The organism is Bradyrhizobium sp. HKCCYLRH3099 (genome assembly GCF_051167855.1).
Classification (GTDB): domain Bacteria; phylum Pseudomonadota; class Alphaproteobacteria; order Rhizobiales; family Xanthobacteraceae; genus Bradyrhizobium.
The window spans coordinates 16,836-43,822 of record NZ_JBNPTW010000022.1; the positions used below are offsets into that span (position 1 = coordinate 16,836).

The following is a 26,987-nucleotide window of genomic DNA, read 5'->3' on the forward strand; positions in this document are numbered from 1 at the left end:
AATCCAGGGTCGCGCGTGACGCCCTGGATTGCTTCGCTTCGCTCGCAATGACGGGAGTGAGGTCATTTCTTCTTCCCCGGAGGCAGGCCTAGGCCGGGCAGCGTCGGCTTGCCGCTGAGGCCGGTGAGGCCCGGCAGATTGGGCAAACCGCCGCGCAGTCCGGCGGGAAGATCCTTCGGCAAATTCGGTAGGCCGCCGGGCATGCCGCCCGGCATCTTGTCGGCGAGCGCCTTGAGCTGCTCCGGTGAGGGCATGCCGCCACCGCCGCCGAATCCCATCGCCTGGGCGATGCCGGCGAGCGGGCCGCGCTTGCCGGAGCCCATGGCCTTCATCACGTCGGCCATGTTCCGGTGCATCTTGAGCAGCTTGTTGACGTGCTCGACGCTCTGGCCGGAGCCGGCCGCGATGCGCTTCTTGCGGCTCGCCTTGAGCAGGTCGGGATGTTTGCGCTCCTCGCGCGTCATTGAATCGATGATTGCGACCTGGCGCTTGAGGATCTTGTCGTCGATCCCGGCCGCCGCGATCTGGTTCTTCATCTTGGAGATGCCGGGCATCATGCCCATGAGACCGCTGATGCCGCCCATCTGCGACATCTGCAGCAGCTGCTCGCGCATGTCGTTGAGGTCGAACTGACCCTTGCGCATCTTCTCGGCGGCGCGCGCGGCCTTCTCGGCGTCGATGTTCGCCGCGGCCTTCTCGACCAGCGAGACGATGTCGCCCATGCCGAGGATGCGGCCGGCGATACGCGAGGGATAGAAGTCCTCCAGCGCGTCGGTCTTTTCGCCGGTGCCGAGCAGCTTGATCGGCTTGCCGGTGACCGCGCGCATCGACAGCGCGGCACCGCCGCGGCCGTCGCCGTCGATACGGGTCAGCGCGATGCCGGTGAGGCCGACGCGCTGGTCGAACGAGCGGGCGAGGTTGACGGCGTCCTGGCCGGTCAGGGAGTCCGCGACCAGCAGCACCTCGTGCGGATTGGCGACCGCCTTGATCTCGGCCGCCTCCTTCATCATGTCCTCGTCGAGCGTGGTGCGGCCGGCGGTGTCGAGCAGCACCACGTCATAGCCGCCGAGCTTGGCGGCCTCGATGGCGCGGCGCGCGATCTGCGGCGGCATCTGGCCGGCGACGATGGGAAGGGTCGGGATGTCCAGGTCGCGGCCGAGCACCGCGAGCTGCTCCATGGCGGCCGGACGATAGACGTCGAGCGAGGCCATCAGCACCTTGCGCTTGTCGCGCTGGACCATGCGGCGCGCGAGCTTGGCCGTCGTGGTGGTCTTGCCGGAGCCCTGCAGGCCGACCATCATGATCGGCACCGGCGGCACGGCATTGAGGTCGATGGTCTGGCCCTCGTCGCCGAGCGTCTTGACCAGCTCGTCATGGACGATCTTCACGACCATCTGGCCGGGCGTGACCGACTTGACGACGGTGGCGCCGATCGCCTGCTCGCGCACGCGGTCGGTGAAGCTGCGGACAACCTCCAGCGCGACGTCGGCCTCGAGCAGCGCCCGGCGGACCTCGCGCATCGCGGCGTCGACATCGGCTTCCGAGAGCGAACCGCGCCCCGTCAGCCGATCGAGAATGCCGCCAAGCCTTTCCGACAGATTGTCGAACAATGCCGTTATCCTTTGCCCTTGTCGGGCGCCCGCTTCGTTGCCGCCCGTCATCGCCGCTTGCTGCGGCCCATGACGAGCATATAGACCTCGGCCCGTCGGCCGAAACCGTCAGTCCAAACACCTTTGCGCCCGAGGGCGCACAGCGCTGTCGGGCGTTGACCTCCGGCCTCCAGGACCGGGCGGTGGCTCGAAAAGACGAAACTTTCCGAAATTCGGCCGCGTTAAACCCCCCGCAGGTGGAAAAGTCAAGGAAACTTGCTTCCCGCGGGGCCGTTGCCGGACCCTAGGACGCTGCTTACCTCCTGCGCCAGTTGAGCTTTCCCGTGTCAGCTTTCCTTGCGAGGACACCCTTGCTGCGCCGTTCCAGGAACTATTCCGGCCCCGTCACCGACCATTTCGACGGCAAGCGCTTCTACGATCCCGACGGCGTTCCGCCCAAATCCCTCGGCCAGGTGCTGCGCTGGCAGTTCGACCGCAACGGCAAGCGCTCGAAATGGCCCGCGTGGGCGCCGAGCCCGCATGCCGATACCCCGCCGCACCGGATCGATGGCGAGACGGTGCGGCTGTCCTTCATCGGCCATGCCAGCTGGCTGGTCCAGACCGGCGGGCTCAACATCCTGATCGATCCCGTCTGGTCGGAGCGTGTCTCACCATTCTCCTTCGCCGGCCCGCGCCGGCACAACGACCCCGGCATCGCCTTCGAGGCGCTGCCGCATATCGACGTCGTGCTGGTGTCGCATGGGCACTACGATCATCTCGACATCCGCACGCTGTCGAAGCTGACCGCGCGCTTTTCGCCGCGCGTCGTGACGCCGCTGGGCAACGACCTGACGATGACCGATGCCGATGCGAAGATTCGCGCCGAGGCCTATGACTGGCACGACCGCGTGACGCTGAACGACGAGGTCGCGGTGACCCTGGTCCCGACGCGGCACTGGACGGCGCGCGGCATCTTCGATCGTAACAAGGCGCTGTGGGCGAGCTTCGTCCTGGAGACCCCGCGCGGCAAGCTCTACATCGTCTGTGATTCCGGCTACGGCACGGGTGCGCATTTCAGGCGCGTCGCCGAAGCGCATTCACCTATCAGACTGGCGATCCTGCCGATCGGCGCCTACGAGCCGCGCTGGTTCATGCGCGACCAGCACATGAACCCCGAGGATGCCGTGCAGGCGCTGCAGGACTGCGGCGCCGAGACCGCGCTGGCGCATCACCACGGCACGTTCCAACTGACGGACGAGGCCATCGACGCGCCGGTGCATGCGCTGCATGCCGCGCTCGATTCCGCCGGCATCCCGCGCGAGCGGTTCGGCGTGCTGAAGCCAGGACAGGTGGTGGAGATCTAGCCAGACCGTCGCACCAAAAACGGTGTCGTCCCGGGCAAGTCCGACGGCGCGAAGCGCCGGCAGACGCCGACCCGGGACCCATAACCACCGAACTTAGTGTGGCGATGACTGACAGCTCCATCTCGCGCGACAACATCCGCCGCGGAGTATGGGTCCCGGCGCGGAGGCCGGGACGACACCGGTTGTGGAGCGCCGGCGTCGCGTCTCATACAGAGACGAAGACTTGTTACTTACTGCCCCGCCTTGATCGCCCAGGTTACGCTCACCGTGACCGACAGCGTCTCCTCGCCCTGCGCGACCGGCGTCGGTGCCCCCGCAGCCATCGGCGCCGCAAACGTCTTGGCGCGGAACACCGGCGTCGGTGCGCCGTCCTCGGCGATGTTGAGCGGCTGTCCGAGCGTGACGCCGGCGGCCTTGGCGTAGATTTCGGCCTTGCGGCGGGCGTCAGTGACGGCCTTCTCGCGCGCCTGGTCGAGCAGCTTGGACGGCTCGGCGACGCTGAAGAAGACGTTGCCGACATCATTGGCGCCAGCGGCCACCACCGTATCGATCACGTTCGCCACCTTGGCGACGTCGTGAAGCTTGATGGTGACGCGATTGCTCGCACGATAGCCGGTCACGGCCGGCTGGCCCGGCCGGTTCTGGGCATATTGCGGCTGCAGCGACAGCCGCGAGGTCTGCACATCCTTGTCGGCGATCCCCGCCGTCTTCAGCGCTTGCAACACCCTGGCCATCGCGGTGTTGTTGGCCTCGGCAGCCTCGCGCGCGGTCTTGGCGTCGGACGCGACGCCGGCGTCGATCTGCGCGAGATCCGGCGGCGCCGTCACGCTGCCTTCGCCGCTGACCGTGATCGCTGGCGTGTCCTGCCGGGCGATGTCATCCGCCAGCACCGGCAGATCGGTTGACGCTACGAGCGCGGCGACGAGCAGCGGTCTGATCATGATGGCGCTCACTTCAGCGGCACGTAGACGTTGATGACGAGCTTGTCCTCGGCCGTCTTGAGGGGATCGGTCAGGTACTCCTCGATGAAGGTGTCCTTGGCCTCCAGCCGGCGCTCGTCGAGATGGTTGGTGATCGCCTCGTAGGTGTTGTCCATGTTGTCGTAGGAGCCGCGATGCACGAATTTCAGCGCCTTGCCCTCGGGCGACTGGCCGATGCTCATGCCCTTGCCGAGCGCCTTCGGCTCCTGCTCGATCGGGATCTCGGCGAAGAAGGTGAAGCCGTTGTCGTCGGTCGAGGTGTAGACGATCATGCCGTTGCCGGCGGGCTTGACGCCCTGCTTGTCCAAGGTGGTCGACAGCGCCTTGAACGAATCGATCAGCGTATCGAACGCATTGTCCCAGTTCGCGGTGCCCTTGATCTGGACAACCTTCTTGGCCTCGAGCTTGATCTCGTCGCCGAAGGCGTCGGCGCTCTGCGCGGGGGCGGCGGCCGGCGGCGTCGTGGGAGCCGGCGCCTGGGCGGCGGCGGGCGACGATGACGGCGACGGGCTGGCGCTGGCGGCCGGCGACGGGCTGGCCGCGGGAGCCGGACTCGCGGATGCAGCGGGAGAGGCGGCGGGCGCCGGCATCGCGCTCGGGGCAGGGGCCGGCGAGGCCGCCGGAGCCGGGGAGGCCGACGGTGCCTGCGCCCGGGCCAGCGGGCCACCCAGCGCCAACGCGACCGAGCCCACGGCCAGAACGATGCGGAAAGTGCTGAGATTCATGCGACTATTCTCCAGTGCCGTGCTGCTCCTGCGCAGGGCGCGTGCCGGCGAACGTGCGGTCCTAACATGCTCGGCGGCGCGGCGTCCCATGACAGATGCGTCATGTCCCCCTGCGGACTGGTCAATGCGGCGCCATTCGCCATATAAGACGGACACAATTTGGATATTTTCATGAGCCCGCTGGCCAACCACAGCTTCGTCAAGATGAACGGGATCGGCAACGAGATCGTCGTGCTGGACCTGCGCGACGTGAAGCATGTCGTCACGCCGGACGAGGCGCGGGCGGTTGCGTCCCGCGTTCCCTACGACCAGTTGATGGTGCTGCAGCGGCCGCGCTTCGACGGTACCGAGGCGTTCATCCGGATCTACAACAATGACGGCTCGGAGTCGGGCGCCTGCGGCAACGGCATGCGCTGCGTGGTGAGCCAGGTGTTCGGCAAGACCGGCCAGACCAGCGCGACGTTCGAGACCCGCGCGGGCCTTTTGAACTGCTGGCAGGGGCCGTCGCCCGAGCTCTACACCGTCGACATGGGCGCGCCGAAGTTCGGCTGGCAGGAGATCCCGCTGGCGGAGGAATTCCGCGACACCCGCTACATCGAACTGCAGATCGGCCCGATCGATGCGCCGATCCTGCATTCGCCGTCGGTCGTCAGCATGGGCAATCCGCACGCGGTGTTCTGGGTCGACAACGACGTCAATTCCTACGACCTAGAACGCTTCGGACCGCTGTTGGAAAACCATCCGATCTTCCCGGAGCGCGCCAACATCACCCTCGCCCAGATCGTCGATCGCGACCACATCACGATGCGCACCTGGGAGCGCGGCGCGGGGCTGACCAGGGCCTGCGGCTCGGCGGCGTGCGCGACGGCGGTGGCTGCCGCCCGGCTGAAGCGCGCCAATCGGCTCGTGCACATGACGCTGCCGGGTGGCGAACTGACCATCGAATGGCGCGAGCGCGACGACCATGTGCTGATGACGGGCACCGCGACGTTCGAGTTCGAGGGCCGGTTCGAGCCAGAGCTGTTCGCCAGCGTCGCATGAGCGTCGATGTCGTCACCTTCGGCTGCCGGCTCAACGCGTTCGAATCCGAGCTGATCGCGCGCCACGCCGAGGCTGCGGGCGCGGACGATATCGTCGTCATCAACAGCTGCGCCGTGACCAACGAGGCCGTGGCGCAGGCGCGGCAATCGATCCGCAAGCTGAAACGCGAGCGTCCGACGGCGCGCATCGTCGTGACCGGCTGCGCGGCGCAGACACAAAGCGCGATGTTCGCTGATATGCCCGAGGTCGATCGTGTGATCGGCAACGAGGACAAGCTGCAGCCGCAGGCATGGCGCGCGACCGCGCAGGTGCTGGCGGCGCCGCGCTTCGGCATCGATGCGTCAGAGAAAGTGGCGGTCTCCGACATCATGGCCGTGACCGAGATGGCGCCGCACCTCGTCGATGGTTTTCAGCACGGTCTGCCGCGCGTGTTCGTCCAGGTCCAGAATGGCTGCGACCACCGCTGCACCTTTTGCATCATCCCTTACGGCCGCGGCAATTCACGCTCGGTGCCAATGGGGGCCGTGGTCGATCAGGTAAGGACGCTGGCCGCGCGCGGCCATGCCGAGATCGTGCTGACCGGGGTCGATCTCACGAGCTATGGCGCCGACTTGCCCGGCACGCCGAAGCTCGGTCGGCTGGTGAAGCGGATCCTGCGTCACGTGCCCGAGCTGAAACGGTTGCGCATCTCCTCGATCGATTCGATCGAGGCGGATTCCGATCTGCTCGATGCGCTCGCCGAGGATGCCAGGCTGATGCCGCATTTGCATCTGTCATTGCAGGCCGGCGATGACCTGATCCTGAAGCGGATGAAGCGGCGGCACGCGCGCGCCGACGCGATCGCGTTCTGCAATCAGGTGCGGAAATTGCGGCCGGACATCGCGCTGGGCGCCGATCTGATCGCGGGCTTTCCGACCGAGACCGAGGAGATGTTTTCCGGCTCGCTCGAGCTGGTCGAGGAATGCGGGCTGACGTTTCTCCACGTCTTCCCCTATTCGCCGCGTCCGGGCACGCCGGCCGCGCGCATGCCGCAGGTGGATGGCACTGTCATCCGCGACCGTGCGCGGCGACTGCGGGCGGCGGGAGAGGCGGCGTTGCGGCGGCGGCTGGATGTCGAGATCGGCTGCGCGCGCGAGGTGCTGATCGAGAGCGCAACGCAGGGGCGGACGGAGCATTATCTGCCGGTGTCAGTCACTGGTGCCGAGCCGGGCTCAGTGCAGCGGCTAGTGATCGCCGGCCATGATGGCGGGAAGCTGTCAGCCCCACCCTCGGTGTCATCGCCCGGCTTGACCGGGCGATCCAGTACGCCGCGGCCTTTCGGTCAGCAATAACCGCCTCTGGAATACTGGATCGCCCGGTCGAGCCGGGCGATGACAGCTGTGGTGTGGGCGAGAGTGAAGGGTCTCACATGCGCCTGAGCCGCGTCACTCGCCATTCCACCCGCACAGCCGCAGCCGCTCGTGCATGTGCAGCGGCGCCGGCGAGACGACGTGCACCGGCGGCTTGTTCTTCGACAGTGGAATCGAAATCTCGCGCGCATGCAGATGCAGCCGCGGCTCGCCGAAGCGCGGGCCGTTGCCGTAGATGTTGTCGCCGAAGATCGGCCAGCCGGAGGCGGCGGAGTGCACGCGGAGCTGGTGGGTGCGGCCGGTGATGGGTTCCATGGCGAGCCAGGTGAGTCTGGTCGCCTTAGCTGATGAAGCCCCGCCCTCGCCAGCCGCGCGGTCTGCTCCCTCCCCCCTTGCGGGGGAGGGTTGGGGTGGGGGGTGGCTCCGGGCGAGACTGCCTGCGGGGACCCCCACCCCCGACCCCTCCCCGCAAGGGGGAGGGGAGGCGGTGCCGCAAGAAGGAGCGGAGTGTGGGGACGCACTGGCAGGCGCGTACGATCGCCCCAGCACCCGCCATTTCGTCACCGCCGGCTGCCCGTTCGGATCCGGCTTCTGCCACCAGCCGCGCTCCGCATTCAGCTTGGCCAGCGGCAGCTCGATGATGCCTTCGTCAGCCTCCGGGCCGCCTTCGACCACCGCCCAGTACGTCTTGGAAATCTTGCCGTGCTTGAACAAAAGCCCGAGCGAGGCCGTTGCCTTGCGGTGACGGCCGAGCACCAGACAGCCGGAGGTGTCCTTGTCGAGCCGATGCGCGAGCACCGGCGGACGCGGCAGGCCAAAGCGGAGCGCGTCGAACGAGGCTTCGAGGTTCGGTCCGCCCTTCGGTCCCTTGTGCACGGGAATGCCGGCCGGCTTGTCGATCACCAGCATCACCCCGTCGCGGTGGAGCACGCGGGCGAGCATCTCCTCATCGGTGGGTTGGTTAATGTCCATGGAAACCGTATTGCGGGTGCAAGGCTTTCGTTTGCGGGAGGAAAGGGCTAACACCACGCCATGAACGATACCACCTCCGAAACACCCAAGCGGTCGTGGTGGCGGCGGCTATCGGACGGCCTGAAGCGCACCTCCGGCGCGCTCGGCACCGCCGTGGCCGATCTCGTCACCAAGCGCAAGCTCGACCGCGCGATGCTCGACGACATCGAGGACGTGCTCCTGCGCGCCGATCTCGGCACCAGCGTAGCCGCGCGGATCGCCGAGGCCGTCGGCGCCGGGCGCTACGACAAGGCGATCAGTGCCGACGAGGTGAAATCCGTCGTCGCGACCGAGGTCGAGAAGGTGCTGGTGCCGGTGGCGAAGCCGCTCACGATCGAGTCCGGCCACAAGCCGTTCGTCATTCTTGTCGTCGGCGTCAACGGGTCCGGCAAGACCACGACCATCGGCAAGCTGGCGCAGAAATTCGCCTCCGAAGGCAAGCAGGTGATGCTGGCCGCGGGCGACACGTTCCGCGCCGCCGCCATCGAGCAGCTCAAGGTCTGGGGCGAGCGCACCAGGGCACCCGTGATCGCCGGCGCGCAAGGCTCGGATTCCGCAAGCCTCGCCTTTACCGCCATTACTGCCGCCAAGGAGCAGGGGCGCGACATCCTGCTGATCGATACCGCCGGCCGGCTGCAGAACAAGGCCGAGCTGATGAACGAGCTCGAAAAGGTCGTGCGCGTCATTCGCAAGGTCGACGCCTCGGCGCCGCATGCGGTGCTGCTCGTGCTCGACGCCACCGTGGGACAAAATGCGCTGTCGCAGGTCGAGGCGTTCCATCGTACGGCTGGCGTCACGGGCCTGGTGATGACCAAGCTCGACGGCACCGCGCGCGGCGGCATCCTCGTGGCGCTGTCGGAGAAGTTCAAATTGCCGGTGCACTTCATCGGCGTCGGCGAAGGCGTCGAGGATCTGCAGCCGTTCGCCGCCAAGGATTTCGCGCGGGCGATCGCCGGCATCGAGGATTGATGTCGCTGCGCCGCTCCGGCGTGTTGCGAATCGAAGACCACGGGACCAGCTGCGTCGCCGCTGACGACAGCCAACAGGACATGGAATGGACAAGACCCAGCCGCATCCGCTGTTCAAGCTGGCCACCGAACTCGGTCCGCTGATCGTCTTCTTCGTCGTCAACGCCAAGTTCAATCTGTTCGCCGCGACCGGCGCCTTCATGGTCGCGATCATCGCGGCGCTGATCGCGTCCTATGTGGTGACGAAGCACATTCCGCTGATGGCGCTGGTCACCGCCGTCGTCGTGATCGTGTTCGGCACGTTGACGCTGGTGCTGCACGACGAGACCTTCATCAAGGTCAAGCCGACCATCATCTACGGCCTGTTCGCGGCCGTGCTCGGCGGCGGGCTGCTGTTCAACCGCTCCTTCATCGCCATCATGTTCGATCAGGTGTTCAATCTGACGCCCGCGGGCTGGCGTATCCTGACCTTCCGCTGGGCGCTGTTCTTCGCCGCGATGGCGGTGCTGAACGAGATCATCTGGCGGACCCAGAGCACGGACTTCTGGGTCGGCTTCAAGGCCTTCGGCGTGCTGCCGCTGACCATGATCTTCGCCATCGCCCAGATGCCGCTGATCAAGCGCTACCACCAGGACCCGGCCTCGCTGGCCGCCAGCGATGCGGCGGAAGGGGATGTGAGCAAGGGGTAGCTTTCTCAGAGCCGTCATTCCGGGGCGCGCCGCGTAGCGGCGCGAGCCCGGAATCCATAGCCACGAAACAGCATAGGACGCGAGATGGTCGTGGCGCTGGTCTTCGCCACATGACCGCTCGTGGCTATGGATTCCGGGCTCGTCGCTTCGCGCCGCCCCGGAATGACGGGAGGAAAGAGCGGGGCCGACATTTCGATTCGGAGTCCGCCGTCAGCGCAGCATCGCTTGCACGGTGGGCCGACTAACCGCCCGTCTTCAGCGCCTTCTCGATCTCCGGCTTCAGCACGGCGTCGATATTCTGCGCCGTGATCGGGCCGACCAGCTTGTAGACGATGGTGCCCTCACGCCCCACCACGAACGTCTCCGGCACGCCGTAGACGCCCCATTCGATGCCGGCGCGGCCGTTGCCGTCGACGCCGACGACGTCATAGGGATTGCCGTAGCGGCCGAGGAAGCGGCGGGCGTTGTCGGCGCCGTCCTTGTAGTTGATGCCGATGATCTGGAAGCGCTTGTCGCGGCCGAGGTCGACCAGCAGCGGCGCCTCGTCGTGGCAGGGCACGCACCAGGAGGCCCAGACGTTGACGATGCTGACCTTGCCCTTGAGCACGGCCGGATCGAGCCCGGGCACAGCCGTGCCGTCCTTGGCGAGCTCGGGGAGAGCCGGCAGCGGCGTGCTCGGCGCGGGACGGCCGATCAGCGCCGATGGAATCCGCGAGGGATCGCCATTGCCGAGCCGGAACCAGAACAGCGCCGCCAGCCCGAGAAACATCACGAGCGGCAGCAGCATCAACAGCGAGCGCCGGCGCGGCGCGGCCTCGGGGGCGGTTTGATCGGTCATGGCGTGTCCGTGGCGGCGCGGCCGGAGCGGCGGCTGATGCCGCTCTCCTCGAGCGCGCGCAGTCGCGCCTTCTGGGTGCGGTAGTCGATCGCGATCCAGGCGATCAGCAGCACGACGACCAGCGCTGCGGCGAGATAGGAGGTGGCGATGAAGGAGGTGTAGGGGCCGAGGTCCATCTCACGTCGCTCCCACGGCCTGGCTGGTCGTGCCGCCGGACGGCGCACTGCCTTGATACGCGCGCGCCTGCATCATCTGCAGGCTGCGTACGCGCCGGCGCAGGATCTCGTTGCGCATCGCGGCCACATGCAGGGTGATGAACAGGAGCGAGAAACCGATCGCCATCACCAGCAGCGGGATCAGGAACGACTTGTCGAGCGCCGGGCCGCCCATCCGCATCACCGAGGCCGGCTGATGCAAGGTGTTCCACCAGTCGACCGAGAACTTGATGATCGGCAGGTTGATCGCGCCGACCAAGGTCAGCACGGCGGCGGCGCGCGCGGCGCGGGTCGGATCCTCGACCGAACGCCACAGCGCCATCAGGCCGAGATACATCAGGAACAGGATCAGCACCGAGGTCAGCCGCGCGTCCCATTCCCAATAGGTGCCCCACATCGGCCGGCCCCACAGCGAGCCGGTGAGTAGCGCCAGGAAGGTGAAGCTGGCGCCGATCGGCGCGGCGGCCTTGGCGGCGACGTCGGCGAGCGGATGCCGCCACACCAGCGTGCCGAGCGAGGCGATGCTCATGACGCCCCAGACGAACATCGACAGCCACGCATTGGGCACGTGGATGAACATGATCTTGACGGTCGCGCCCTGCTGGTAGTCGTCCGGCGCCAGCGCCGAGAGATACAGGCCGGCGCCCAGCAGCACGACGGTGACCAGCGCCAGCCACGGCAAGAGGCGCGCGGCGAGCGCAAGGAACCTGGTGGGATTGGCGAGGTCGATCAGCGACATGAAAACCTTGTTAAAGGCGGAAGCGGTTGCAGTCCATCAGCACGGCGCGGCTGGCCAAGAGTTGATCATGGTCAAACCCCGCCGGTGTTCCGTTAGTCCAGGCCGTTGCGCAGGCTGGTTGCAGCTGCGAACGGGCCGATCACGAAGCTGACCAGCGACAGCGCGCAGAGGATCGAGAACGGCGCCCCGAACGGCAGCGGGCCGACAATGGCAGCCTGCGACGCTGCGACGCCGAAGATAAGGACTGGAATGGACAGCGGCAGGACCAGAACGGCCAGCAGCAGGCCGCCGCGCGACATCGTCACCGCAAGGGCCGCGCCGGTCATGCCGATGAAGGTCAGCGCCGGCGTGCCGGCGAGCAGGGTCAGCGCGACGGCGCCGGTGGCGGTGGCATCGAGGTTGAGCAGCAGGCCGAGCACGGGGGTCGCGATCACCAGCGGCAGCCCGGCGGCGAGCCAATGCGCCAGCGCCTTCGCGGCGCAGGCGAGCTCCAGCGGGGTGCGGCTCATGATGATCAGGTCGAGCGAGCCGTCCTCGTGGTCGGCCGTGAACAGGCGGTCGAGCGTCAGCAGGCTGGCGAGCAGGGCGCCGAGCCAGAGAATGGCCGGGCCGAGGCGGGTAAGCAGGGCGAGGTCGGGGCCGACGGCGAACGGCATCAGCACGACGACGGTGAGGAAGAACAGCACGCCGATCAGCGCACCGCCGCCGATGCGCAGCGCGATCCGGATGTCGCGGCGGATGAGGGCACCGAGGGCGGTCATGCGGAGTGGGCCTTCCGGAGAAATGCTTGGGAGCGATCCTGCTGCTCCGAGCTGGCTGCGCTCCCCTCCCCCCTGCGGGGAGGGGTCGGGGGTGGGGGTCCACACGGGCAGTCTTTGCTGGGACCCCCACCCCCAACCCCTCCCCGCAAGGGGGAGGGGAGCGCAGCGGCGCCGTGGCGAAGAGTTGCCTGTCCCATGAACATCAGCTCAATTTCCAATCCGCAGCTCTCGCGTGTCGATGCCCAGCGGGCCATGCGTCGCTGCGACGATCAGGCCGCCGCCGGCGAGATGCTCGCGCATCAGCCCTGCGAACATCGCCTGTCCGGCGACGTCGAGCGCGGCTGTCGGCTCGTCCAGCAGCCACAGCAGGCGCGGCACGGCAAGCAGGCGGGCCAGGGACAGGCGGCGGCGCTGGCCGGCGGAGAGATAGCCCGCCGGCAGATCGATCGCGTGGGCGATGCCGACGGCGGCCAGGCAATCCGGAATTGGCCGCGTCATTCCGCCGCCGAGGAAGTCGGCCCAGAACGTCAGGTTCTCGCGCACACTGAGCGCCGGCTTCAGCGCGTCGCGGTGGCCGAGATAATGCGCCTGCTCGGGCACCGTCAGCTCACCCTCGCCGCCCTCGATGGCGATGGTGCCGCCGGCCGGCAGCAGGAGGCCCGCGATCAGCCGCAGCAGCGAGGTCTTGCCCGCGCCATTGTGCCCGGTCACGGCGAGCGCCTCGCCCGCGCGGGCCTCGAAGGCAAGGCTTGAGAACACCTCGCGGCCGCCGCGCACGCATCTGACGTCGTGTCCGAACAGCCTTGGAGACGGTGGTGGAGACTGCTGCATGGCGCGTCGTGACAGCCCTTACGAAATTGATGGCTAGCGTGCGAGAATTTGTGGGTGATGCCACGCCAGGACTTGATTGTCTCTGTAGCGACGCAGTTAGAAAGCTTCTATAAGCCCGACCTTGATGCAGCACACAATCGCCCGCTGCAAGCCATCCGGCGCCTCGCGCTGACGGTTCGAAAATACCCCCTCAGGGTATACAGATCAATTGGGATTCCCACGCATGACCTCGCTCGACAGCTTCAAGTGTCGCAAGACCCTCAAGGTCGGAACGAAGAGCTACATCTATTACAGCTTGCCCACAGCCGAGAAGAACGGTCTCAAGGACATCTCGAAGCTGCCGTACTCGATGAAGGTGCTGCTCGAGAACCTCTTGCGTAACGAGGACGGCCGCACCGTCACCAAGGACGACATCGTCGCGGTGTCGAAATGGCTGCGCAAGAAGTCGCTGGAGCACGAGATCGCCTTCCGCCCGGCGCGCGTGCTGATGCAGGATTTCACCGGTGTCCCCGCCGTGGTCGACCTCGCCGCGATGCGCAATGCGATGCAGGCGCTCGGCGGCGATGCCGAGAAGATCAACCCGCTGGTGCCGGTCGACCTCGTCATCGACCACTCGGTGATCGTGAACTACTTCGGTGACAACAAGGCGTTCGGCAAGAACGTCGCCGAGGAGTACAAGCAGAACCAGGAGCGCTACGAATTTCTGAAGTGGGGCCAGAAGGCGTTCTCGAACTTCTCCGTCGTGCCCCCGGGCACCGGCATCTGCCACCAGGTCAACCTCGAATACCTGGCGCAGACGGTCTGGACCAAGAAGGAGAAGATGACGGTCGGCCGCACCAAGGGCACCTTCGAGGTCGCCTATCCGGACTCGCTGGTCGGAACTGATTCGCACACCACCATGGTCAATGGTCTGGCCGTGCTCGGCTGGGGCGTCGGCGGCATCGAGGCCGAGGCCTGCATGCTCGGCCAGCCGCTGTCGATGCTGCTGCCTGACGTCGTCGGCTTCAAGCTGACCGGCGCGCTGAAGGAAGGCGTCACCGCCACCGACCTCGTGCTGACCGTGACCCAGATGCTGCGCAAGCTCGGCGTCGTCGGCAAGTTCGTCGAGTTCTTCGGCCCCGGCCTCGACCATCTCTCGGTCGCCGACAAGTCGACCATCGCCAACATGGCCCCCGAATACGGCGCGACCTGCGGCTTCTTCCCCGTCGACACTGCGACCATCGACTATCTCAAGACCTCGGGCCGCAAGGGACCGCGCGTCGCGCTGGTCGAAGCCTATGCCAAGGCGCAGGGCCTCTTCCGTACCGCCAAGTCGCCAGACCCGGTGTTCACCGAGACGCTGAATCTCGATCTCGGCGACGTCGTGCCGTCGATGGCCGGTCCGAAGCGTCCTGAAGGCCGCATCGCGCTCCCCGCGGTGGCCGAGGGTTTCGCCACCGCGCTGGCCGGCGAATACAAGAAGCCGGATGGCGCCGATCAGCGCTTCCCGGTCGAGGGCAAGGATTTCGACATCGGCCATGGCGACGTCGTCATCGCCGCCATCACCTCCTGCACCAACACCTCGAACCCGAGCGTGCTGATCGGCGCCGGCCTCTTGGCCCGCAACGCCGCCGCCAAGGGCCTCAAGGCCAAGCCGTGGGTGAAGACCTCGCTCGCCCCGGGCAGCCAAGTGGTTGCTGAATACCTCGCTAACTCCGGCCTGCAGAAGGACCTCGACAAGGTCGGCTTCAACTTGGTCGGCTTCGGCTGCACCACCTGCATCGGCAATTCGGGTCCGCTGCCGGAGGAGATCTCGAAGTCGATCAACGACAATGGCGTCGTCGCGGCGGCGGTGCTGTCGGGCAACCGCAATTTCGAAGGCCGCGTCTCGCCGGACGTGCAGGCGAACTACCTGGCCTCGCCGCCGCTGGTCGTCGCCTACGCGCTCGCCGGCACCGTGACCAAGGACCTCGCGGTCGAGCCGATCGGCATCGGCAAGGACAAGAAGCCGGTCTACCTGAAGGACATCTGGCCGACGACGAAGGAGGTCAATGACTTCGTCAAGAAGTTCGTCAAGGCGTCGATCTTCAAGAAGCGCTACGCCGACGTGTTCAAGGGCGACACCAATTGGCGCAAGATCAAGACCGTCGAGAGCGAGACCTATCGCTGGAACATGTCGTCGACCTACGTGCAGAACCCGCCGTATTTCGAGGGCATGAAGAAGGAGCCGGAGCCGATCAAGGACATCGTCGAGGCCCGCGTGCTGGCGCTGTTCGGCGACAAGATCACCACCGACCACATCTCGCCGGCCGGTTCGATCAAGCTGACCTCGCCCGCCGGCAAGTTCCTCAGCGAGCATCAGGTCCGCCCGGCCGACTTCAACCAGTACGGCACCCGCCGCGGCAATCACGAGATCATGATGCGCGGCACCTTCGCCAACATCCGCATCAAGAACTTCATGCTCAAGGGCGCCGACGGCAACATCCCCGAGGGCGGCCTGACCAAGCACTGGCCCGACGGCGAGCAGATGTCGATCTACGACGCCGCCATGAAGTACCAGGAAGAGGGCGTGCCGCTGGTGGTGTTCGCCGGCGCCGAATACGGCAACGGCTCGTCGCGCGACTGGGCCGCCAAGGGTACCCGCCTGCTCGGCGTCCGCGCCGTGATCTGCCAGAGCTTCGAGCGCATCCACCGCTCGAACCTGGTCGGCATGGGCGTGCTGCCGCTCACGTTCCAGGAGGGCACGTCGTGGTCGTCGCTGGGCCTGAAGGGCGACGAGAAGGTCACCATCAAGGGCCTCCAGGGCGACTTGAAGCCGCGCCAGACCCTGACCGCCGAGATCATCTCGGCCAACGGTGCGGCGCAGCAGGTGCCGCTGCTCTGCCGGATCGATACGCTGGACGAGCTGGACTACTACCGGAACGGCGGCATCCTGCACTACGTGCTGCGCAAGCTCGCCGCTTAACCACAGCGCGATGCGACAGTTTGGCTCACTCTGAAGTGAGTAGCGGGTGATGAAGGAGGCGGCCTATGACAAGGGCCGCCTCCTTTGCATTTTCGGTTTGTTAACTACGAGGACGGCATCGCGGATAGGGTGATGCGCTAGGGCGCAGCGGACGGTGGTCCAGACGGGACAGTGGCGATGAGTGGACAGATGTCGTGGTGGTCGCGCGCGGCGCTGGGTGTCTGTGCGGTCATTGCCTTCGTCCGGCCGGCGGCCGCCGACCCGCGTGCGGTGATCGAACTGTTCACGTCGCAGGGCTGCTCGTCCTGTCCGCCGGCCGACAAGGTGCTCGGCGACCTCGCGCGCGATCCCACCATCATCGCGCTGTCCCTGCCGATCGATTACTGGGACTATCTCGGCTGGAAGGACACGTTGGCCGATTCCCGCTTCACGGCGCGGCAGCGCGCTTATTCGCGGGCGCGCGGCGACCGTGAGGTCTACACCCCGCAGGCGGTGGTCAACGGCTCCGTGCATGTGATCGGCAGCGATCGCGACGCGATCGAAGGGGCGATCGAGGAAACGGCCCGAGGTGGCGCGGTGATGTCCGTCCCGGTCAGCCTGTCGATCGAGGGCCAGGAGCTCACAGTGGCGGTGGCCGCTGCCGGCGAGCACGCGCCGCGCAAGCATGGTGAGGTCTGGGTCGGCTCGATTGCGCGCGTCGTCCCGATCCAGGTCGCGCGCGGCGAGAATGGCGGCCGGGAGCTCACCTATTACAACGTGGTCCGTGGCTTGATGAAGCTGGGCGACTGGAATGGGTCGCCGATGAACTGGAGCGTTCCGCTCGACAAGATCGCCCGTGAGGGCGTCGATGGCGCCGTGGTCTATCTGCAGGACGGCAGCCGCGACCGGCCGGGTCTGATGCTCGGCGCTGCCCTTTCCGATCTGCCGCCGCTGGTGAGCCGGGCGTCGGCGACGGCGCGCGCTCCCGAGCGCTGAGACCTCTCCCCGATCATCTTTGCAGCGCATCCGCCTGCGGAAGGCTCCGGTCCCTCCGCGGCAGCCGGTCCGCATCACAGCATCAAGCCATGGGCTCGATCCATGGGCTCGATCGATGGGCTCGCGCCAAAAAGCAAAAGGACCAACTTGCGTTGGCCCTTTGCCTTACTTGTGAATAGACCCGATCCTGACGACCCCGGGGGGCTGGGGGCTGAGGAATCCGGAACCGAAAGGACCGGGCCAACGCACACGAATCTTATGCCCAGGATCGGGGGCGGTCCGTAGGCGGAAACGCGGCGCGATTATGATTCCGCTAACGATCCCGTGACGCCTGCGTGTTCGTGGAACTCGCGTTCGACGCGGGCGCCGCGAAGTTCGATAATGAAAACGGCCCCTTGCGGCTTCCGCCGGTTGGCGCGATCATGTCACACGGATGACAGGAGGACGCTCATGAACCTCACCCCGGAGGATGCCGACCCCAGCGAGAATCGCGCGGCGGCGCGCAACGCGGCCGCAGCGCCGACCCGGGTGACGTTCGACCGCCTTGAGCTGAACCGTATCCTCAATCTCTATGGTCGCATGGTCGCCGATGGCGAATGGCGCGACTACTCGATCGACTTCCTGCGCGACCGGGCCGTGTTCTCGGTCTTCCGCCGGGCGTCCGAGGTGCCTCTCTACCGTATCGAGAAAGACCCGCGGCTGGCCCGCAAGCAGGGCATGTACAGCGTGATTTCGGCGACCGGCCTGATCCTGCGCCGCGGCCACGAGCTGGAGCGGGTGCTGCTGGCGATCGCGCCGAAGCCGGCGCTGGTCTGAGCCGTCTCTCCCGCTGATCGAGGTTACCTAGGCCGGGACGTCGCTGCTGCCGGTGCCAAGCGGCCGCTGCATCATGACCGTATCGAGCCAGCGGCCGAATTTCAGGCCGACACTCGGATGGGTCCCGATCATCTGGAAACCGCAGGCGGTGTGCAGGCCGACCGAACCGGCATTGGCGGAGTCGCCGATGACGGCGATCATCTGGCGGAAGCCGCGCTCCTCGCAGGCCTCGATCAAGGCCCGCATCAACCGCATCCCGATGCCGCGGCGCTGGCTGGTCGGCGCGAGATAGACCGAGTTCTCGACCGTGAAGCGATAGGCGGGGCGCGGACGGTAAGGCCCGGCATAGGCATAGCCCACCACCTCGCTGTCCAGCAGGGCAGCGACGTAAGGAAAGCCGCCGTCGCTCAGCGCCCGGAAGCGCCGGGTCATCTCCGCCAGATCGGGCGGGTCGAGCTCGAAGGTGGCTGTGCCCTCGCGGACGGCCTGGCCGTAAATGGCGGTGATGGCGGGAAGGTCGGCCTCCTGGGTGGGCCGGATCTCGATGTTGGACATGGGTGGAACAATACCAGGGCGAAGCAGCCGATCAACATCGTCGCAGCATGGCTGCCGCTCCCGGCGCGAGCCATGCTCTCAGTCGTCTGGACAAACGAAAAGCCCCGGCGCTGAGGCCGGGGCTTCGAAGGTCGCTCGTGTTGCGAGCGGATGGATCAGTCGCGCTGTCCGAGGAGCTGCAGCAGCAGCGTGAACAGGTTGATGAAGTTCAAGTACAGCGACAGGGCGCCGGTGATCGCTGCGCGCTCGGCGATGTCGCCGCCCGCGGAGGCGTAGCCGTAGATGTACTCGTTCTTCAGGCGCTGTGTGTCCCAGGCGGTCAGGCCGGCGAACACGAACACGCCGATCACCGACACGATGAACTGCAGCATCGAGCTCGCCAGGAACAGGTTCACGAGGCTCGCCAGCACGATGCCGATCAGGCCCATGAACAGGAACGAGCCCATGCCCGTCATGTCACGCTTGGTCGTGTAGCCGTACAGGCTGAGCGCGCCGAACGTCGCCGCGGTGATGAAGAACACCCGCACGATCGAGGTGTGGGTGTACACCAGGAAGATCGACGACAGCGAGATGCCCATCAAGGCCGAGAACACCCAGAACAGGATCTGCGCGGTCGACGGCGCGAGGCGGTTGATGCCGGCCGAGATCGCGAACACCATGACCAGCGGGGCCAGGATGAACAGCCATTTCAGCGGGCTCACGAACATCGCGTAGCCGAACTGCGTCAGATAGGCGTTGCCGAACTTGAACACGCCGGCCGCCGGATCGCCGGTCACCGACGCCATGTAGACGCCGAGTGCCGCGAGGCCGGTGATGGCCAGGCCGATGCTCATGTAATTGTAGATGCGCAGCATGTAGGCGCGCAGACCGGCGTCGACGGTCGCGGCATCGGCGCGCCCGGCCACCCGGCCAAAGGGTGAAGCATAGTTGCGGTCTAGGTCCGACATGGTCGAATTCCCGTTGGTTGCCCGGCGCTCCGGTCCTGGCAGGACCTTCAGCCGGTTCTCGAAAAACCCTATCTCATCAAAGCTACCATCGATATTAAATTTGCGTCATCGGCAAATTCGCCATCTTTTGGCAGATCTCTTTGGCAGCCTTCTGAGCCCATTCCCTAAATGGGAAACTAGCATATTTGCTGCAAGCTTCCACGCGCGGCTGAATGTCGCTCCGCGCGCGTTTGCGCCGTGAAAATCCCGTTAACCGTGCGGCATGAACGCACAATGGCACGAACGTCCGGGGCCTAAAGGTTCCTCAGAACCGTTGCCGGCTTCTGGTTGAGCGCCAGCAGCGTGCCGGCGAGGCCGAGACCCACAGTCACCACCAGCGCGGCGAGCACGACCAGCGCGGCGCTGCCGGCCTGCCAGGCGAAGCTCAACGTCATCAGCCGCGTCACGATCAGCCAGGCGGAGACGGAGCCTGCGATCACGCCGAACGCCGCGGTGGCAAATCCGATCATCAGATATTCGAGCGCGTAGGCGCCGAGCAGGCGCAGCCGCGTGGCGCCCAGCGTCTTCAGGATGACGGCGTCGTAAACGCGATGGCGATGTCCGGCGGCGAGCGCACCGCCCAGCACGAGGATGGCCGAGATCAGCGTCACCGCGCTGGCGCCGCGGATGGCAAGTGCGAGGTTGGAGACGACCGATCCCACCGTCTCCATCACCTCGCGGACCCGCACGCTCGTCACCATCGGGAAGGCGTCGGCCACCTTGCGGATGACGCGAGCGTCCTCGGCGGCATCGGAGTTGGCCTCGGTCAATGTGGCGACGTGCGTGTGGGGCGCGCCCTTGAACGCATTCGGCGAGAACACCAGCACGAAGTTGATGCCCATGCCCTGCCAGTCGATCGTGCGCATGTTGCCGATCTTCGCCGTGATGTCGCGCCCGAGCACGTTGACGACGATGTCGTCGCCGAGCTTGAGCCCGAGACCGTCGGCGATCCGCTTCTCGATCGAGACCAGCGGCGGGCCGCTGTAGCTGTCGCTCCACCATTCGCCCTCGACGACCTTCGAGCCCTTCGGGATCTCGCCGGTATAGGTCAGGCCGCGGTCGCTCTGGAGCACCCATTCGGTGTCGGCGGTCGCCTTGAGATCCTCGGCGCGCACGCCGCGTGCGGAGACGATCCGGCCGCGCAGCATCGGCACGTTGTCGACGGTGGATTGCGGCGCGAGACCCTTGAGGAAGTCCCGGAAGCGGTCAGCGTCGCCGGAGGGCACGTCGATGAAGAAGAACGACGGCGCCTGCTCCGGCAGCTGCGCCAAAAATTGCCGCCTGAGATTGCCGTCGATCTGGGTGATGGTGACCAGCACCGCGAGCCCCAGTCCGAGCGACAGCACCACTGAGGGCGTCAGCGCGCCCGGCCGGTAGATGTTGCTGACGGCGAGCCGCAGCATCGGAAAGCGGCTGCGCGGCACGGCCCGCGCGATTGCCATCACGACAGCCGCGATCCCGCGCAACAGCACGAACACCAAAGCGGCGGCGAGCACGAACACCGCGGCGATCTTCTTGTCGTAGGACAGGCCGACGACGACCGCGATCAGCAGCGCGACCGTACCGGCGATCAGGGCCAGATAGCTCCAGCGCGGCCGGTGCCATTCGGCGATGACCGCCTCGCGGAACAGCGCCGCCACCGGCACGTCGCGGACGCGCCCGAGCGGCCACAGAGCGAACGCCAGTGCGGTCAGCAGGCCGTAGAGGAACGACAGCGCCAGCTCGTCCGGATGGACAGCCGGGATCACCGGCAGCGGCAGGATCTTGCCGAACAGGCCGACGATGGCGAAGGGCAAGGCGGCGCCGGCGCAGAGTCCGATGATCGAACCGATCGTCGCCAGCACCATCACCTGCACGAGATAGATGCCGAACACGTCACGGCTGGTGGCGCCGAGCGCCTTGAAGGCCGCGATCACCTCGGTGCGGCGGTCGACATGGCTCTTCACGGCGTTGGCGACGCCGACGCCGCCGACCAGCAGCGCGGCGAGGCCGACCAGGGTCAGGAACTGCGTGAAGCGGCCGATCGTCCGCTCCAGCTGCGGCGAGGCGTTGCTGCGGCTGCGGATCTCCCAGCCTGCGGATGGCAGTGTCTGCCGGGTGTCGGCGATGAAGGACGCGGCGGCGCGGTCGTCGGTGGCGTTGTCGGGCAGCCGGACCCTGTAGGTCCAGCGCACCAGGCTGCCTGGCTGCAGCAGCGGCGTGGCACGCAGGCCGGCTTCGCTGACGAGGAAGCGTGGCCCGAGGCCGATGCCGCCGGACAGCTTGTCCGGCTCGGCCTGCAGGGCGCTGCGGATCTGGAAGCGGACCGTGTCGATGTTGACGATGTCGCCGACCTTGAGGTCGAGCCGCGCCAGGAGCGCCGGATCGGCGGCGGCGCCGAATAAGCCGTCCCGTTCCGCCAGGATGTCGGCCAGCGGCAGGTCGGGCTGCAACTCGGCCTTGCCGAGCAGCGGATAGGCGTTGTCGACGGCCTTGAGCTCGACCAGCGCCAGCTTGGAATCGCCCGCGCGCACCATGGCGCGCAACGTGGCCGCCAGCGAGACCTGGCCGCGTTGGCGCAGGAAGGCGATCTCCTCCGGCTTGGCCTCGCGCTGAAACAGCGAGAAGGCGACATCGCCGCCCAGCAAGGTCCGGCCCTCGCGGACCAGCCCGTCGTTGAGGCTCGCCGCCACCGAGCCGACGCCGGCGATGGCGAGCACGCCGAGCGCGATGCAGGCGATGAAGACGTAGAAACCGCGCAAGCCGCCGCGCAGCTCCCGCAAGGCGTAGCGCACGGGCAGCGCCGCCACGCGACGGCCAGGGATCGGCTCAGCCATCGTGCTCATGCGTCGGCGGGCTCGTGCGCGCCATCAGCCTCGATCCGGCCCGAACGCAGCCGCACCACGCGGTCGCAGCGGTGGGCGAGGCCGCTGTCATGGGTCACGAGAACCAGGGTCATGCCGCGCTCGGCATGCTTGGTGAACAGGAGGTCGACGATCTGCCGCCCGGTCGACTCGTCGAGATTGCCGGTTGGCTCGTCCGCGACCAGGATCGCGGGATCTGGCGCCAGCGCGCGGGCCAGCGCCACGCGCTGCTGCTCGCCGCCGGACAGTTGCGTCGGATAGTGATGCAGCCGGTGGCCGAGCCCGACCTGCTCCAGCTCGCGGGCGGCGCGCTCGGCGGTGCCGGAATGGCCAGCCAGCTCGAGCGGCACCGCCACGTTCTCCAGCGCGGTCATGGTCGGGATCAGATGGAAGGACTGGAAGACGATGCCCACCTGGCGGCCGCGGAACCGGGCCAGGGCGTCCTCGTCGAGGGCATTGAAAGCGGTGCCGTTGACCACCACCTGACCGCTGTCCGGACGTTCCAACCCCGCCATCACCATCAGCAGCGTGGACTTCCCTGATCCCGAGGGGCCGATCAGGCCGATCGTCTCGCCCTGTCCCACCCGCAGGCTGATGTCCTTGAGGATATGAACCCGCGCCGCGCCGGTGCCGAGCGAGAGGTTGACGTTGGAGATGGTAATGGTGTCCGGCGCAGTGCCGGCCAAACGCGAGGTTTCGATGAGACTGTCCATGGCTCGGTCATATGGCAACTCCGCAAGCCGGGTCGAGGGGCGCGGACGCATCTTCGTGCACATACTCGTGTTGATGCTCGCCTTGATGACAGCCGGACCGGTGTTCGCGGGCGCTGACGCCGGGAAGCCCATCAAGCTCGTCGTGCTCGGTGACTCCTTGAGCGCCGGGCTCGGCCTCTCGGCGTCGGATTCCTTTCCGTCCAAGCTGCAAAAGGCGTTGCAGGCCAAGGGGCTGCCGATCGACCTGACCAATGCCGGCGTGTCCGGCGACACCTCGTCGGGCGGTCGCGACCGGCTCGACTGGTCGGTGCCCGACGGCACCGAGGCCGTCATCGTCGAGCTCGGTGCCAACGACGCGCTGCGCGGCATCGATCCTGCCGTGACGCGCAAGGCGCTCACCGAGATCGTCACCAGGCTGAAGGCGCGCGGCATCGCCGTCATGCTGTGCGGCATGCTGGCGCCGCCGAATTACGGCAGCGACTACGCTGCGAAATTCAACGCGATCTATCCCGATCTCGCCAAGGAGTTCGGCATCCCGCTCTATCCGTTCTTCCTCGACGGCGTCGCCGCCGACGCCAAGCTCAACCAGGCGGACGGCATTCACCCCACGGCTGCCGGCGTCGACATCATCGTGTCCCGGATGCTGCCTACGGCGGAAGCATTCCTGCGTCCGTTGCGTGGGCAATGACGGAACGAAGCCGCCGGCCGGACATTTGCGATAACCTTAAGGACCGGGTTTTCCGCAGGTTTTCACGGCGTTAACGCTGCTTCCGTCGCGGAGTCATATAAGTTCGGTAGGAATGTTGCATCGGCGATTCGTCGTCGATCATCTCGTCAAGGCATGATCTCGTCACCTTTCGAGATCAGCCTCCAGCATCGGGAGTCCTGAAACGATGCCGCGTCTGTTTACTGGACTGGAGATCCCGGCCGAAGTCGGCCAGACCCTCTCCACTCTGCGGGGTGGCCTTCCCGGCGCCCGCTGGATCGATCCTGAAAATTATCACGTGACCTTGCGCTTCATCGGCGACATCGACGGCGCCTCCGCCAACGAGATCGCCGCGATGCTGTGGCGGGTGAACCGCAAGCCGTTCGAGGTGACGGTACAGGGCCTCTCCAGCTTCGGCGGCCGCAAGCCGCGCGCGGTGGTTGCCAACATCGCGCCGAGCCGGCCGCTGATCGAGCTGCAGGCTGAGCTCGAGCGGATGATGCAGCGGATCGGGCTCGACCCGGAGGGCCGCAAGTTCGTGCCTCATGTGACGCTGGCGCGGCTGCACGATGCGTCGAGCCAGGACGTGGCCGACTATCTCTCGGTCCGCGGCTACTTCCCGAGCCGGGTGTTCATGGCCGAGCGTTTCGTGCTGTTCTCGTCCCGTGCTTCCACGGGAGGCGGGCCCTATGTCGTCGAGGACGCCTACGATCTGTGCGCCGCCTGAGGTTGCGGCTGACGCGAGCCAGATTGACGGAAGCCAGACGTCGTTAGCCGCGGACTAACTCCCGCGGTGGCGTTTGCGTGCCATATACCACGATCCCACGGCCCGGCTGCATGGCGGCTTCCACCATTTGCGGATTGCATTTTCCGTTAGTCTCATGACCTAGAGTGGGCTCATGCTGTCCACTCCCTCAGACGCGTTCCGCGCGCAATATCAGTCGCTGGTCGACACCGGCGCGATCGAAGCCGACCCGGCCCAGGCCGAGGTCGCCGATGCCCTGGCGGCGCTGGAGCGGCGCCTCTCCACCTATAAGCCGGCGCGAAAGCAGAGCCTGTTCGGTCGCCTCTTTTCCGACAAGAGCGAGCCGCCGAGCGGCCTCTATGTCCATGGCGAGGTCGGCCGCGGCAAGACCATGCTGATGGACCTGTTCTTCCAGACCTGTCCGGTCGAGCACAAGCGCCGCGCGCATTTCCACGAATTCATGGCCGAGGTGCATGAGCGCATCTACGGCTATCGCCAGAACATCGCGCGCGGCGAGCTTGCCGACGCCGATGTCATCGGGCTCACCGCACAGGCGATCTTCGACCAGGCCTGGCTGCTCTGCTTCGACGAATTCCATGTCACCGACATCGCGGATGCGATGATCCTGGGACGGCTGTTCGCCAAACTGTTCGAACTCGGCACCGTGGTGGTCGCGACCTCCAACGTCGCTCCGGAGGATCTCTACAAAGGCGGCCTCAACCGCGCATTGTTCCTGCCCTTCATCAAGCAGATCGCCGATCACATGGATGTGGCACGGCTGGATGCGCGGACCGACTTCCGGCTGGAGAAGCTGGCCGGCGTGAAGATGTGGCTGGTGCCGGCCGACGCCGCTGCGCGCGCCGCGCTCGACAAGGCCTGGGGGAGGCTGACCGGCAACGCCCCGTGCAAGTCACGCGACATCACCATCAAGGGGCGCCTGCTGCACGTCTCGTGCTCGGCCAATGGCGTCGCCCGCTTTGGATTTGCGGACCTTTGTGAGAAGCCGCTTGCGGCGTCCGACTATCTGCGGCTCGCGCACGACTATCACACCATCCTGGTCGACCACATCCCGGTGATGGACTACGCCGAGCGCAATGCCGCCAAGCGTTTCATTACCTTCATCGACACCTTGTACGACAACGCCGTCAAGCTGATCGCCTCGGCGGATGCGGACCCGATCTCGCTCTATGTCGCCGCCGACGGCATCGAGGCCATGGAGTTCAAGCGCACGTCGTCGCGCCTGATCGAGATGGGGTCGGAGTCCTATCTGGCCCTGCCGCACGGTCGCAAGGACTCGGCCGCTTCCGGGACTTCTACGGGGCTGGTCGAAACCTGACAAACACCGGGGTTCGGCAGCGCCCGGCTCCGGGCACACAGCCGCGAAAAGGCCACGTCAATCATGCTGAAAGGATCATCAGCACCCGCCGCCCGGTCCTGATCGAAATCAAGGCACGCCCGTCAATTGGCCATAGCGTGACTTGAACGGCCCGGGCGAAAGGGATAACCACCCACTCGACTTTTCAACCTCCCCACCCCTTCGGGTTCAAAGGAAAATTTGCCATGGCGCGCGACAAGATTGCTTTGATTGGCTCCGGTCAGATCGGCGGAACGCTGGCTCACCTCGTCGGCCTCAAGGAGCTCGGCGATGTCGTGATGTTCGACATTGCCGAAGGCGTTCCGCAGGGCAAGGCACTCGACATCGCGCAGTCCTCACCGGTCGACGGCTTCGATGCCCACTACTCCGGCGCCAACTCCTACGAGGCGCTCGACAACGCCAAGGTGTGCATCGTCACCGCCGGCGTGCCGCGCAAGCCGGGCATGAGCCGCGACGATCTGCTGTCGATCAACCTCAAGGTCATGGAGCAGGTCGGCGCCGGCATCAAGAAGTACGCTCCCGACGCGTTCGTCATCTGCATCACCAACCCGCTCGACGCGATGGTCTGGGCGCTGCAGAAGGCCTCGGGCCTTCCGGCCAAGAAGGTCGTCGGCATGGCCGGCGTGCTCGACAGCGCCCGCTTCCGCTACTTCCTGGCCGATGAGTTCAACGTGTCCGTGGAAGACGTCACCGCCTTCGTGCTCGGCGGCCACGGCGACACCATGGTGCCGCTGACCAAGTACTCGACCGTCGCCGGCATTCCGCTGCCCGACCTGGTCAAGATGGGCTGGACCTCGCAGGCGCGCATCGACGAGATCGTCGACCGCACCCGCAACGGCGGCGCCGAGATCGTCAACCTGCTCAAGACCGGCTCGGCCTACTACGCCCCTGCTGCCTCGGCGATCGCGATGGCCGAGAGCTATCTGCGCGACAAGAAGCGCGTGCTGCCCTGCGCCGCCTATCTCAACGGCGAGTTCGGCGTGAAGGACATGTATGTCGGCGTGCCCGTCGTGATCGGCTCGAAGGGTGTCGAGCGCATCGTCGAGATCGAGCTGGCCGGCAAGGACCGCGAAGCCTTCGACAAGTCGGTCGCCGCCGTGCAGGGCCTGGTCGACGCCTGCAAGAAGATCGCGCCCGACCTGCTCGGCCGCTGAAGGGTGCAGGGCGGGCGCCTAGCCCGCTCCGATGAGTTGCAGGATGATTGGTATATGGTATACCAAGCATCCGCA

At 66.6% G+C, this 26,987-nt stretch carries 25 protein-coding genes; 12 read left to right on the plus strand and 13 right to left on the minus strand.

Annotated features, from left to right (window positions below):
* Positions 1–62: 62 nt before the first annotated feature.
* The gene (gene ffh, locus ACQR1Y_RS30110) at positions 63–1,610 is read right to left on the minus strand and encodes a signal recognition particle protein (RefSeq protein WP_434879302.1); all 1,548 of its coding nucleotides are present in this window, start codon (positions 1,608–1,610) and stop codon (positions 63–65) included.
* Positions 1,611–1,960: 350 nt separating this feature from the next.
* On the opposite strand from ffh, the gene ACQR1Y_RS30115 reads away from it, so the two are divergent.
* Complete coding sequence (locus tag ACQR1Y_RS30115; protein WP_434879301.1) at positions 1,961–2,953, plus strand: MBL fold metallo-hydrolase; 993 nt, start codon at positions 1,961–1,963, stop codon at positions 2,951–2,953.
* Between the two features lie 230 nt (positions 2,954–3,183).
* On the opposite strand, the gene ACQR1Y_RS30120 is transcribed toward ACQR1Y_RS30115, so the two are convergent.
* Complete coding sequence (locus ACQR1Y_RS30120) at positions 3,184–3,894, minus strand: SIMPL domain-containing protein (RefSeq protein WP_434879300.1); 711 nt, start codon at positions 3,892–3,894, stop codon at positions 3,184–3,186.
* 8 nt (positions 3,895–3,902) lie between these two features.
* The gene (locus tag ACQR1Y_RS30125; protein ID WP_434879299.1) at positions 3,903–4,658 is read right to left on the minus strand and encodes a GyrI-like domain-containing protein; all 756 of its coding nucleotides are present in this window, start codon (positions 4,656–4,658) and stop codon (positions 3,903–3,905) included.
* A 171-nt stretch (positions 4,659–4,829) separates the two neighbouring features.
* Between ACQR1Y_RS30125 and dapF the strand changes: the two genes are divergently transcribed.
* Entirely contained in the window at positions 4,830–5,699 is an 870-nt protein-coding gene (gene dapF, locus ACQR1Y_RS30130; protein ID WP_434879298.1) for a diaminopimelate epimerase, read from the plus strand.
* Complete coding sequence (gene mtaB / locus ACQR1Y_RS30135; RefSeq protein ID WP_434879297.1) at positions 5,696–7,030, plus strand: tRNA (N(6)-L-threonylcarbamoyladenosine(37)-C(2))-methylthiotransferase MtaB; 1,335 nt, start codon at positions 5,696–5,698, stop codon at positions 7,028–7,030. The genes dapF and mtaB overlap by 4 nt, the downstream gene beginning before the upstream one ends.
* Before the next feature lie 93 nt (positions 7,031–7,123).
* Here mtaB and ACQR1Y_RS30140 read toward each other — a convergent pair whose 3' ends face one another.
* Positions 7,124–8,020: a pseudouridine synthase gene (locus ACQR1Y_RS30140; protein ID WP_434879320.1), complete on the minus strand. Its 897-nt coding sequence runs from the start codon at positions 8,018–8,020 to the stop codon at positions 7,124–7,126.
* Positions 8,021–8,080: 60 nt separating this feature from the next.
* On the opposite strand from ACQR1Y_RS30140, the gene ftsY reads away from it, so the two are divergent.
* Both ftsY and ACQR1Y_RS30150 read left to right on the plus strand, forming a co-directional pair.
* Positions 8,081–9,028, plus strand: coding sequence for a signal recognition particle-docking protein FtsY (gene ftsY, locus ACQR1Y_RS30145; RefSeq protein WP_434860386.1), 948 nt, complete (start codon positions 8,081–8,083; stop codon positions 9,026–9,028).
* Between the two features lie 85 nt (positions 9,029–9,113).
* Positions 9,114–9,716, plus strand: coding sequence for a septation protein A (locus ACQR1Y_RS30150; protein WP_434860385.1), 603 nt, complete (start codon positions 9,114–9,116; stop codon positions 9,714–9,716).
* A 241-nt stretch (positions 9,717–9,957) separates the two neighbouring features.
* On the opposite strand, the gene ACQR1Y_RS30155 is transcribed toward ACQR1Y_RS30150, so the two are convergent.
* The 5 genes from ACQR1Y_RS30155 to ccmA all read right to left on the minus strand — a co-directional run bounded on the left by ACQR1Y_RS30155 (position 9,958) and on the right by ccmA (position 13,100).
* The gene (locus tag ACQR1Y_RS30155; protein ID WP_434860384.1) at positions 9,958–10,554 is read right to left on the minus strand and encodes a DsbE family thiol:disulfide interchange protein; all 597 of its coding nucleotides are present in this window, start codon (positions 10,552–10,554) and stop codon (positions 9,958–9,960) included.
* Entirely contained in the window at positions 10,551–10,730 is a 180-nt protein-coding gene (ccmD, locus tag ACQR1Y_RS30160) for a heme exporter protein CcmD (RefSeq protein ID WP_434860383.1), read from the minus strand. The genes ACQR1Y_RS30155 and ccmD overlap by 4 nt, the downstream gene beginning before the upstream one ends.
* A gap of 1 nt (position 10,731) precedes the next feature.
* Entirely contained in the window at positions 10,732–11,508 is a 777-nt protein-coding gene (locus tag ACQR1Y_RS30165; RefSeq protein WP_434879296.1) for a heme ABC transporter permease, read from the minus strand.
* 92 nt (positions 11,509–11,600) lie between these two features.
* Positions 11,601–12,269, minus strand: coding sequence for a heme exporter protein CcmB (ccmB, locus tag ACQR1Y_RS30170; protein WP_434879295.1), 669 nt, complete (start codon positions 12,267–12,269; stop codon positions 11,601–11,603).
* Between the two features lie 207 nt (positions 12,270–12,476).
* A complete protein-coding gene (gene ccmA / locus ACQR1Y_RS30175; protein ID WP_434879294.1) occupies positions 12,477–13,100 on the minus strand; it encodes a heme ABC exporter ATP-binding protein CcmA in 624 nt (207 codons plus the stop codon).
* A 223-nt stretch (positions 13,101–13,323) separates the two neighbouring features.
* Here ccmA and acnA point away from each other — a divergent pair, with 223 nt between their 5' ends.
* The 3 genes from acnA to ACQR1Y_RS30190 all read left to right on the plus strand — a co-directional run bounded on the left by acnA (position 13,324) and on the right by ACQR1Y_RS30190 (position 17,835).
* Positions 13,324–16,044: an aconitate hydratase AcnA gene (gene acnA, locus ACQR1Y_RS30180; protein WP_434879293.1), complete on the plus strand. Its 2,721-nt coding sequence runs from the start codon at positions 13,324–13,326 to the stop codon at positions 16,042–16,044.
* A 189-nt stretch (positions 16,045–16,233) separates the two neighbouring features.
* Positions 16,234–17,019: a DUF1223 domain-containing protein gene (locus tag ACQR1Y_RS30185; protein WP_434860421.1), complete on the plus strand. Its 786-nt coding sequence runs from the start codon at positions 16,234–16,236 to the stop codon at positions 17,017–17,019.
* Between the two features lie 450 nt (positions 17,020–17,469).
* The gene (locus ACQR1Y_RS30190) at positions 17,470–17,835 is read left to right on the plus strand and encodes a DUF2794 domain-containing protein (RefSeq protein ID WP_006609304.1); all 366 of its coding nucleotides are present in this window, start codon (positions 17,470–17,472) and stop codon (positions 17,833–17,835) included.
* A gap of 27 nt (positions 17,836–17,862) precedes the next feature.
* Here the strand turns inward: ACQR1Y_RS30190 and ACQR1Y_RS30195 are convergent, their stop codons facing one another.
* The 4 genes from ACQR1Y_RS30195 to ACQR1Y_RS30210 all read right to left on the minus strand — a co-directional run bounded on the left by ACQR1Y_RS30195 (position 17,863) and on the right by ACQR1Y_RS30210 (position 22,932).
* Entirely contained in the window at positions 17,863–18,390 is a 528-nt protein-coding gene (locus ACQR1Y_RS30195; protein ID WP_434879292.1) for a GNAT family N-acetyltransferase, read from the minus strand.
* A 155-nt stretch (positions 18,391–18,545) separates the two neighbouring features.
* Entirely contained in the window at positions 18,546–19,337 is a 792-nt protein-coding gene (locus tag ACQR1Y_RS30200; RefSeq protein ID WP_250172563.1) for a Bax inhibitor-1/YccA family protein, read from the minus strand.
* Positions 19,338–19,630: 293 nt separating this feature from the next.
* Entirely contained in the window at positions 19,631–22,201 is a 2,571-nt protein-coding gene (locus tag ACQR1Y_RS30205) for an ABC transporter permease (protein WP_434879291.1), read from the minus strand.
* Positions 22,198–22,932, minus strand: coding sequence for an ABC transporter ATP-binding protein (locus tag ACQR1Y_RS30210; protein WP_434879290.1), 735 nt, complete (start codon positions 22,930–22,932; stop codon positions 22,198–22,200). Before ACQR1Y_RS30210 ends, ACQR1Y_RS30205 begins: the two co-directional genes overlap by 4 nt.
* Positions 22,933–22,987: 55 nt before the next feature.
* On the opposite strand from ACQR1Y_RS30210, the gene ACQR1Y_RS30215 reads away from it, so the two are divergent.
* From ACQR1Y_RS30215 to mdh, 4 genes are all read left to right on the plus strand, one after another.
* Positions 22,988–23,620, plus strand: a complete 633-nt coding sequence (locus tag ACQR1Y_RS30215) for an arylesterase (RefSeq protein WP_434879319.1) — start codon at positions 22,988–22,990, stop codon at positions 23,618–23,620.
* A gap of 205 nt (positions 23,621–23,825) precedes the next feature.
* Entirely contained in the window at positions 23,826–24,365 is a 540-nt protein-coding gene (thpR, locus tag ACQR1Y_RS30220; RefSeq protein ID WP_008964385.1) for an RNA 2',3'-cyclic phosphodiesterase, read from the plus strand.
* A gap of 172 nt (positions 24,366–24,537) precedes the next feature.
* Positions 24,538–25,719 carry a cell division protein ZapE gene (gene zapE / locus ACQR1Y_RS30225; RefSeq protein ID WP_434879289.1) on the plus strand — a complete coding sequence of 394 codons (1,182 nt, stop codon included), beginning with the start codon at positions 24,538–24,540 and terminating at the stop codon, positions 25,717–25,719.
* A 224-nt stretch (positions 25,720–25,943) separates the two neighbouring features.
* A complete protein-coding gene (mdh, locus tag ACQR1Y_RS30230; RefSeq protein WP_434879288.1) occupies positions 25,944–26,912 on the plus strand; it encodes a malate dehydrogenase in 969 nt (322 codons plus the stop codon).
* Positions 26,913–26,987: the final 75 nt, after the last annotated feature.

What these genes read in the sequence shown, in the direction of transcription:
- ACQR1Y_RS30120 (WP_434879300.1), bottom strand. Translation starts at nt 3,894, where the DNA reads ATGATCAGACCGCTGCTCGTCGCCGCGCTCGTAGCGTCAACCGATCTG.
- ACQR1Y_RS30125 (WP_434879299.1), bottom strand. Translation starts at nt 4,658, where the DNA reads ATGAATCTCAGCACTTTCCGCATCGTTCTGGCCGTGGGCTCGGTCGCG.
- dapF (WP_434879298.1), top strand. Translation starts at nt 4,830, where the DNA reads ATGAGCCCGCTGGCCAACCACAGCTTCGTCAAGATGAACGGGATCGGC.
- mtaB (WP_434879297.1), top strand. Translation starts at nt 5,696, where the DNA reads ATGAGCGTCGATGTCGTCACCTTCGGCTGCCGGCTCAACGCGTTCGAA.
- ACQR1Y_RS30140 (WP_434879320.1), bottom strand. Translation starts at nt 8,020, where the DNA reads ATGGACATTAACCAACCCACCGATGAGGAGATGCTCGCCCGCGTGCTC.
- ftsY (WP_434860386.1), top strand. Translation starts at nt 8,081, where the DNA reads ATGAACGATACCACCTCCGAAACACCCAAGCGGTCGTGGTGGCGGCGG.
- ACQR1Y_RS30150 (WP_434860385.1), top strand. Translation starts at nt 9,114, where the DNA reads ATGGACAAGACCCAGCCGCATCCGCTGTTCAAGCTGGCCACCGAACTC.
- ACQR1Y_RS30155 (WP_434860384.1), bottom strand. Translation starts at nt 10,554, where the DNA reads ATGACCGATCAAACCGCCCCCGAGGCCGCGCCGCGCCGGCGCTCGCTG.
- ccmD (WP_434860383.1), bottom strand. Translation starts at nt 10,730, where the DNA reads ATGGACCTCGGCCCCTACACCTCCTTCATCGCCACCTCCTATCTCGCC.
- ACQR1Y_RS30165 (WP_434879296.1), bottom strand. Translation starts at nt 11,508, where the DNA reads ATGTCGCTGATCGACCTCGCCAATCCCACCAGGTTCCTTGCGCTCGCC.
- ccmB (WP_434879295.1), bottom strand. Translation starts at nt 12,269, where the DNA reads ATGACCGCCCTCGGTGCCCTCATCCGCCGCGACATCCGGATCGCGCTG.
- ccmA (WP_434879294.1), bottom strand. Translation starts at nt 13,100, where the DNA reads ATGCAGCAGTCTCCACCACCGTCTCCAAGGCTGTTCGGACACGACGTC.
- acnA (WP_434879293.1), top strand. Translation starts at nt 13,324, where the DNA reads ATGACCTCGCTCGACAGCTTCAAGTGTCGCAAGACCCTCAAGGTCGGA.
- ACQR1Y_RS30185 (WP_434860421.1), top strand. Translation starts at nt 16,234, where the DNA reads ATGTCGTGGTGGTCGCGCGCGGCGCTGGGTGTCTGTGCGGTCATTGCC.
- ACQR1Y_RS30190 (WP_006609304.1), top strand. Translation starts at nt 17,470, where the DNA reads ATGAACCTCACCCCGGAGGATGCCGACCCCAGCGAGAATCGCGCGGCG.
- ACQR1Y_RS30195 (WP_434879292.1), bottom strand. Translation starts at nt 18,390, where the DNA reads ATGTCCAACATCGAGATCCGGCCCACCCAGGAGGCCGACCTTCCCGCC.
- ACQR1Y_RS30200 (WP_250172563.1), bottom strand. Translation starts at nt 19,337, where the DNA reads ATGTCGGACCTAGACCGCAACTATGCTTCACCCTTTGGCCGGGTGGCC.
- ACQR1Y_RS30205 (WP_434879291.1), bottom strand. Translation starts at nt 22,201, where the DNA reads ATGAGCACGATGGCTGAGCCGATCCCTGGCCGTCGCGTGGCGGCGCTG.
- ACQR1Y_RS30210 (WP_434879290.1), bottom strand. Translation starts at nt 22,932, where the DNA reads ATGGACAGTCTCATCGAAACCTCGCGTTTGGCCGGCACTGCGCCGGAC.
- thpR (WP_008964385.1), top strand. Translation starts at nt 23,826, where the DNA reads ATGCCGCGTCTGTTTACTGGACTGGAGATCCCGGCCGAAGTCGGCCAG.
- zapE (WP_434879289.1), top strand. Translation starts at nt 24,538, where the DNA reads ATGCTGTCCACTCCCTCAGACGCGTTCCGCGCGCAATATCAGTCGCTG.
- mdh (WP_434879288.1), top strand. Translation starts at nt 25,944, where the DNA reads ATGGCGCGCGACAAGATTGCTTTGATTGGCTCCGGTCAGATCGGCGGA.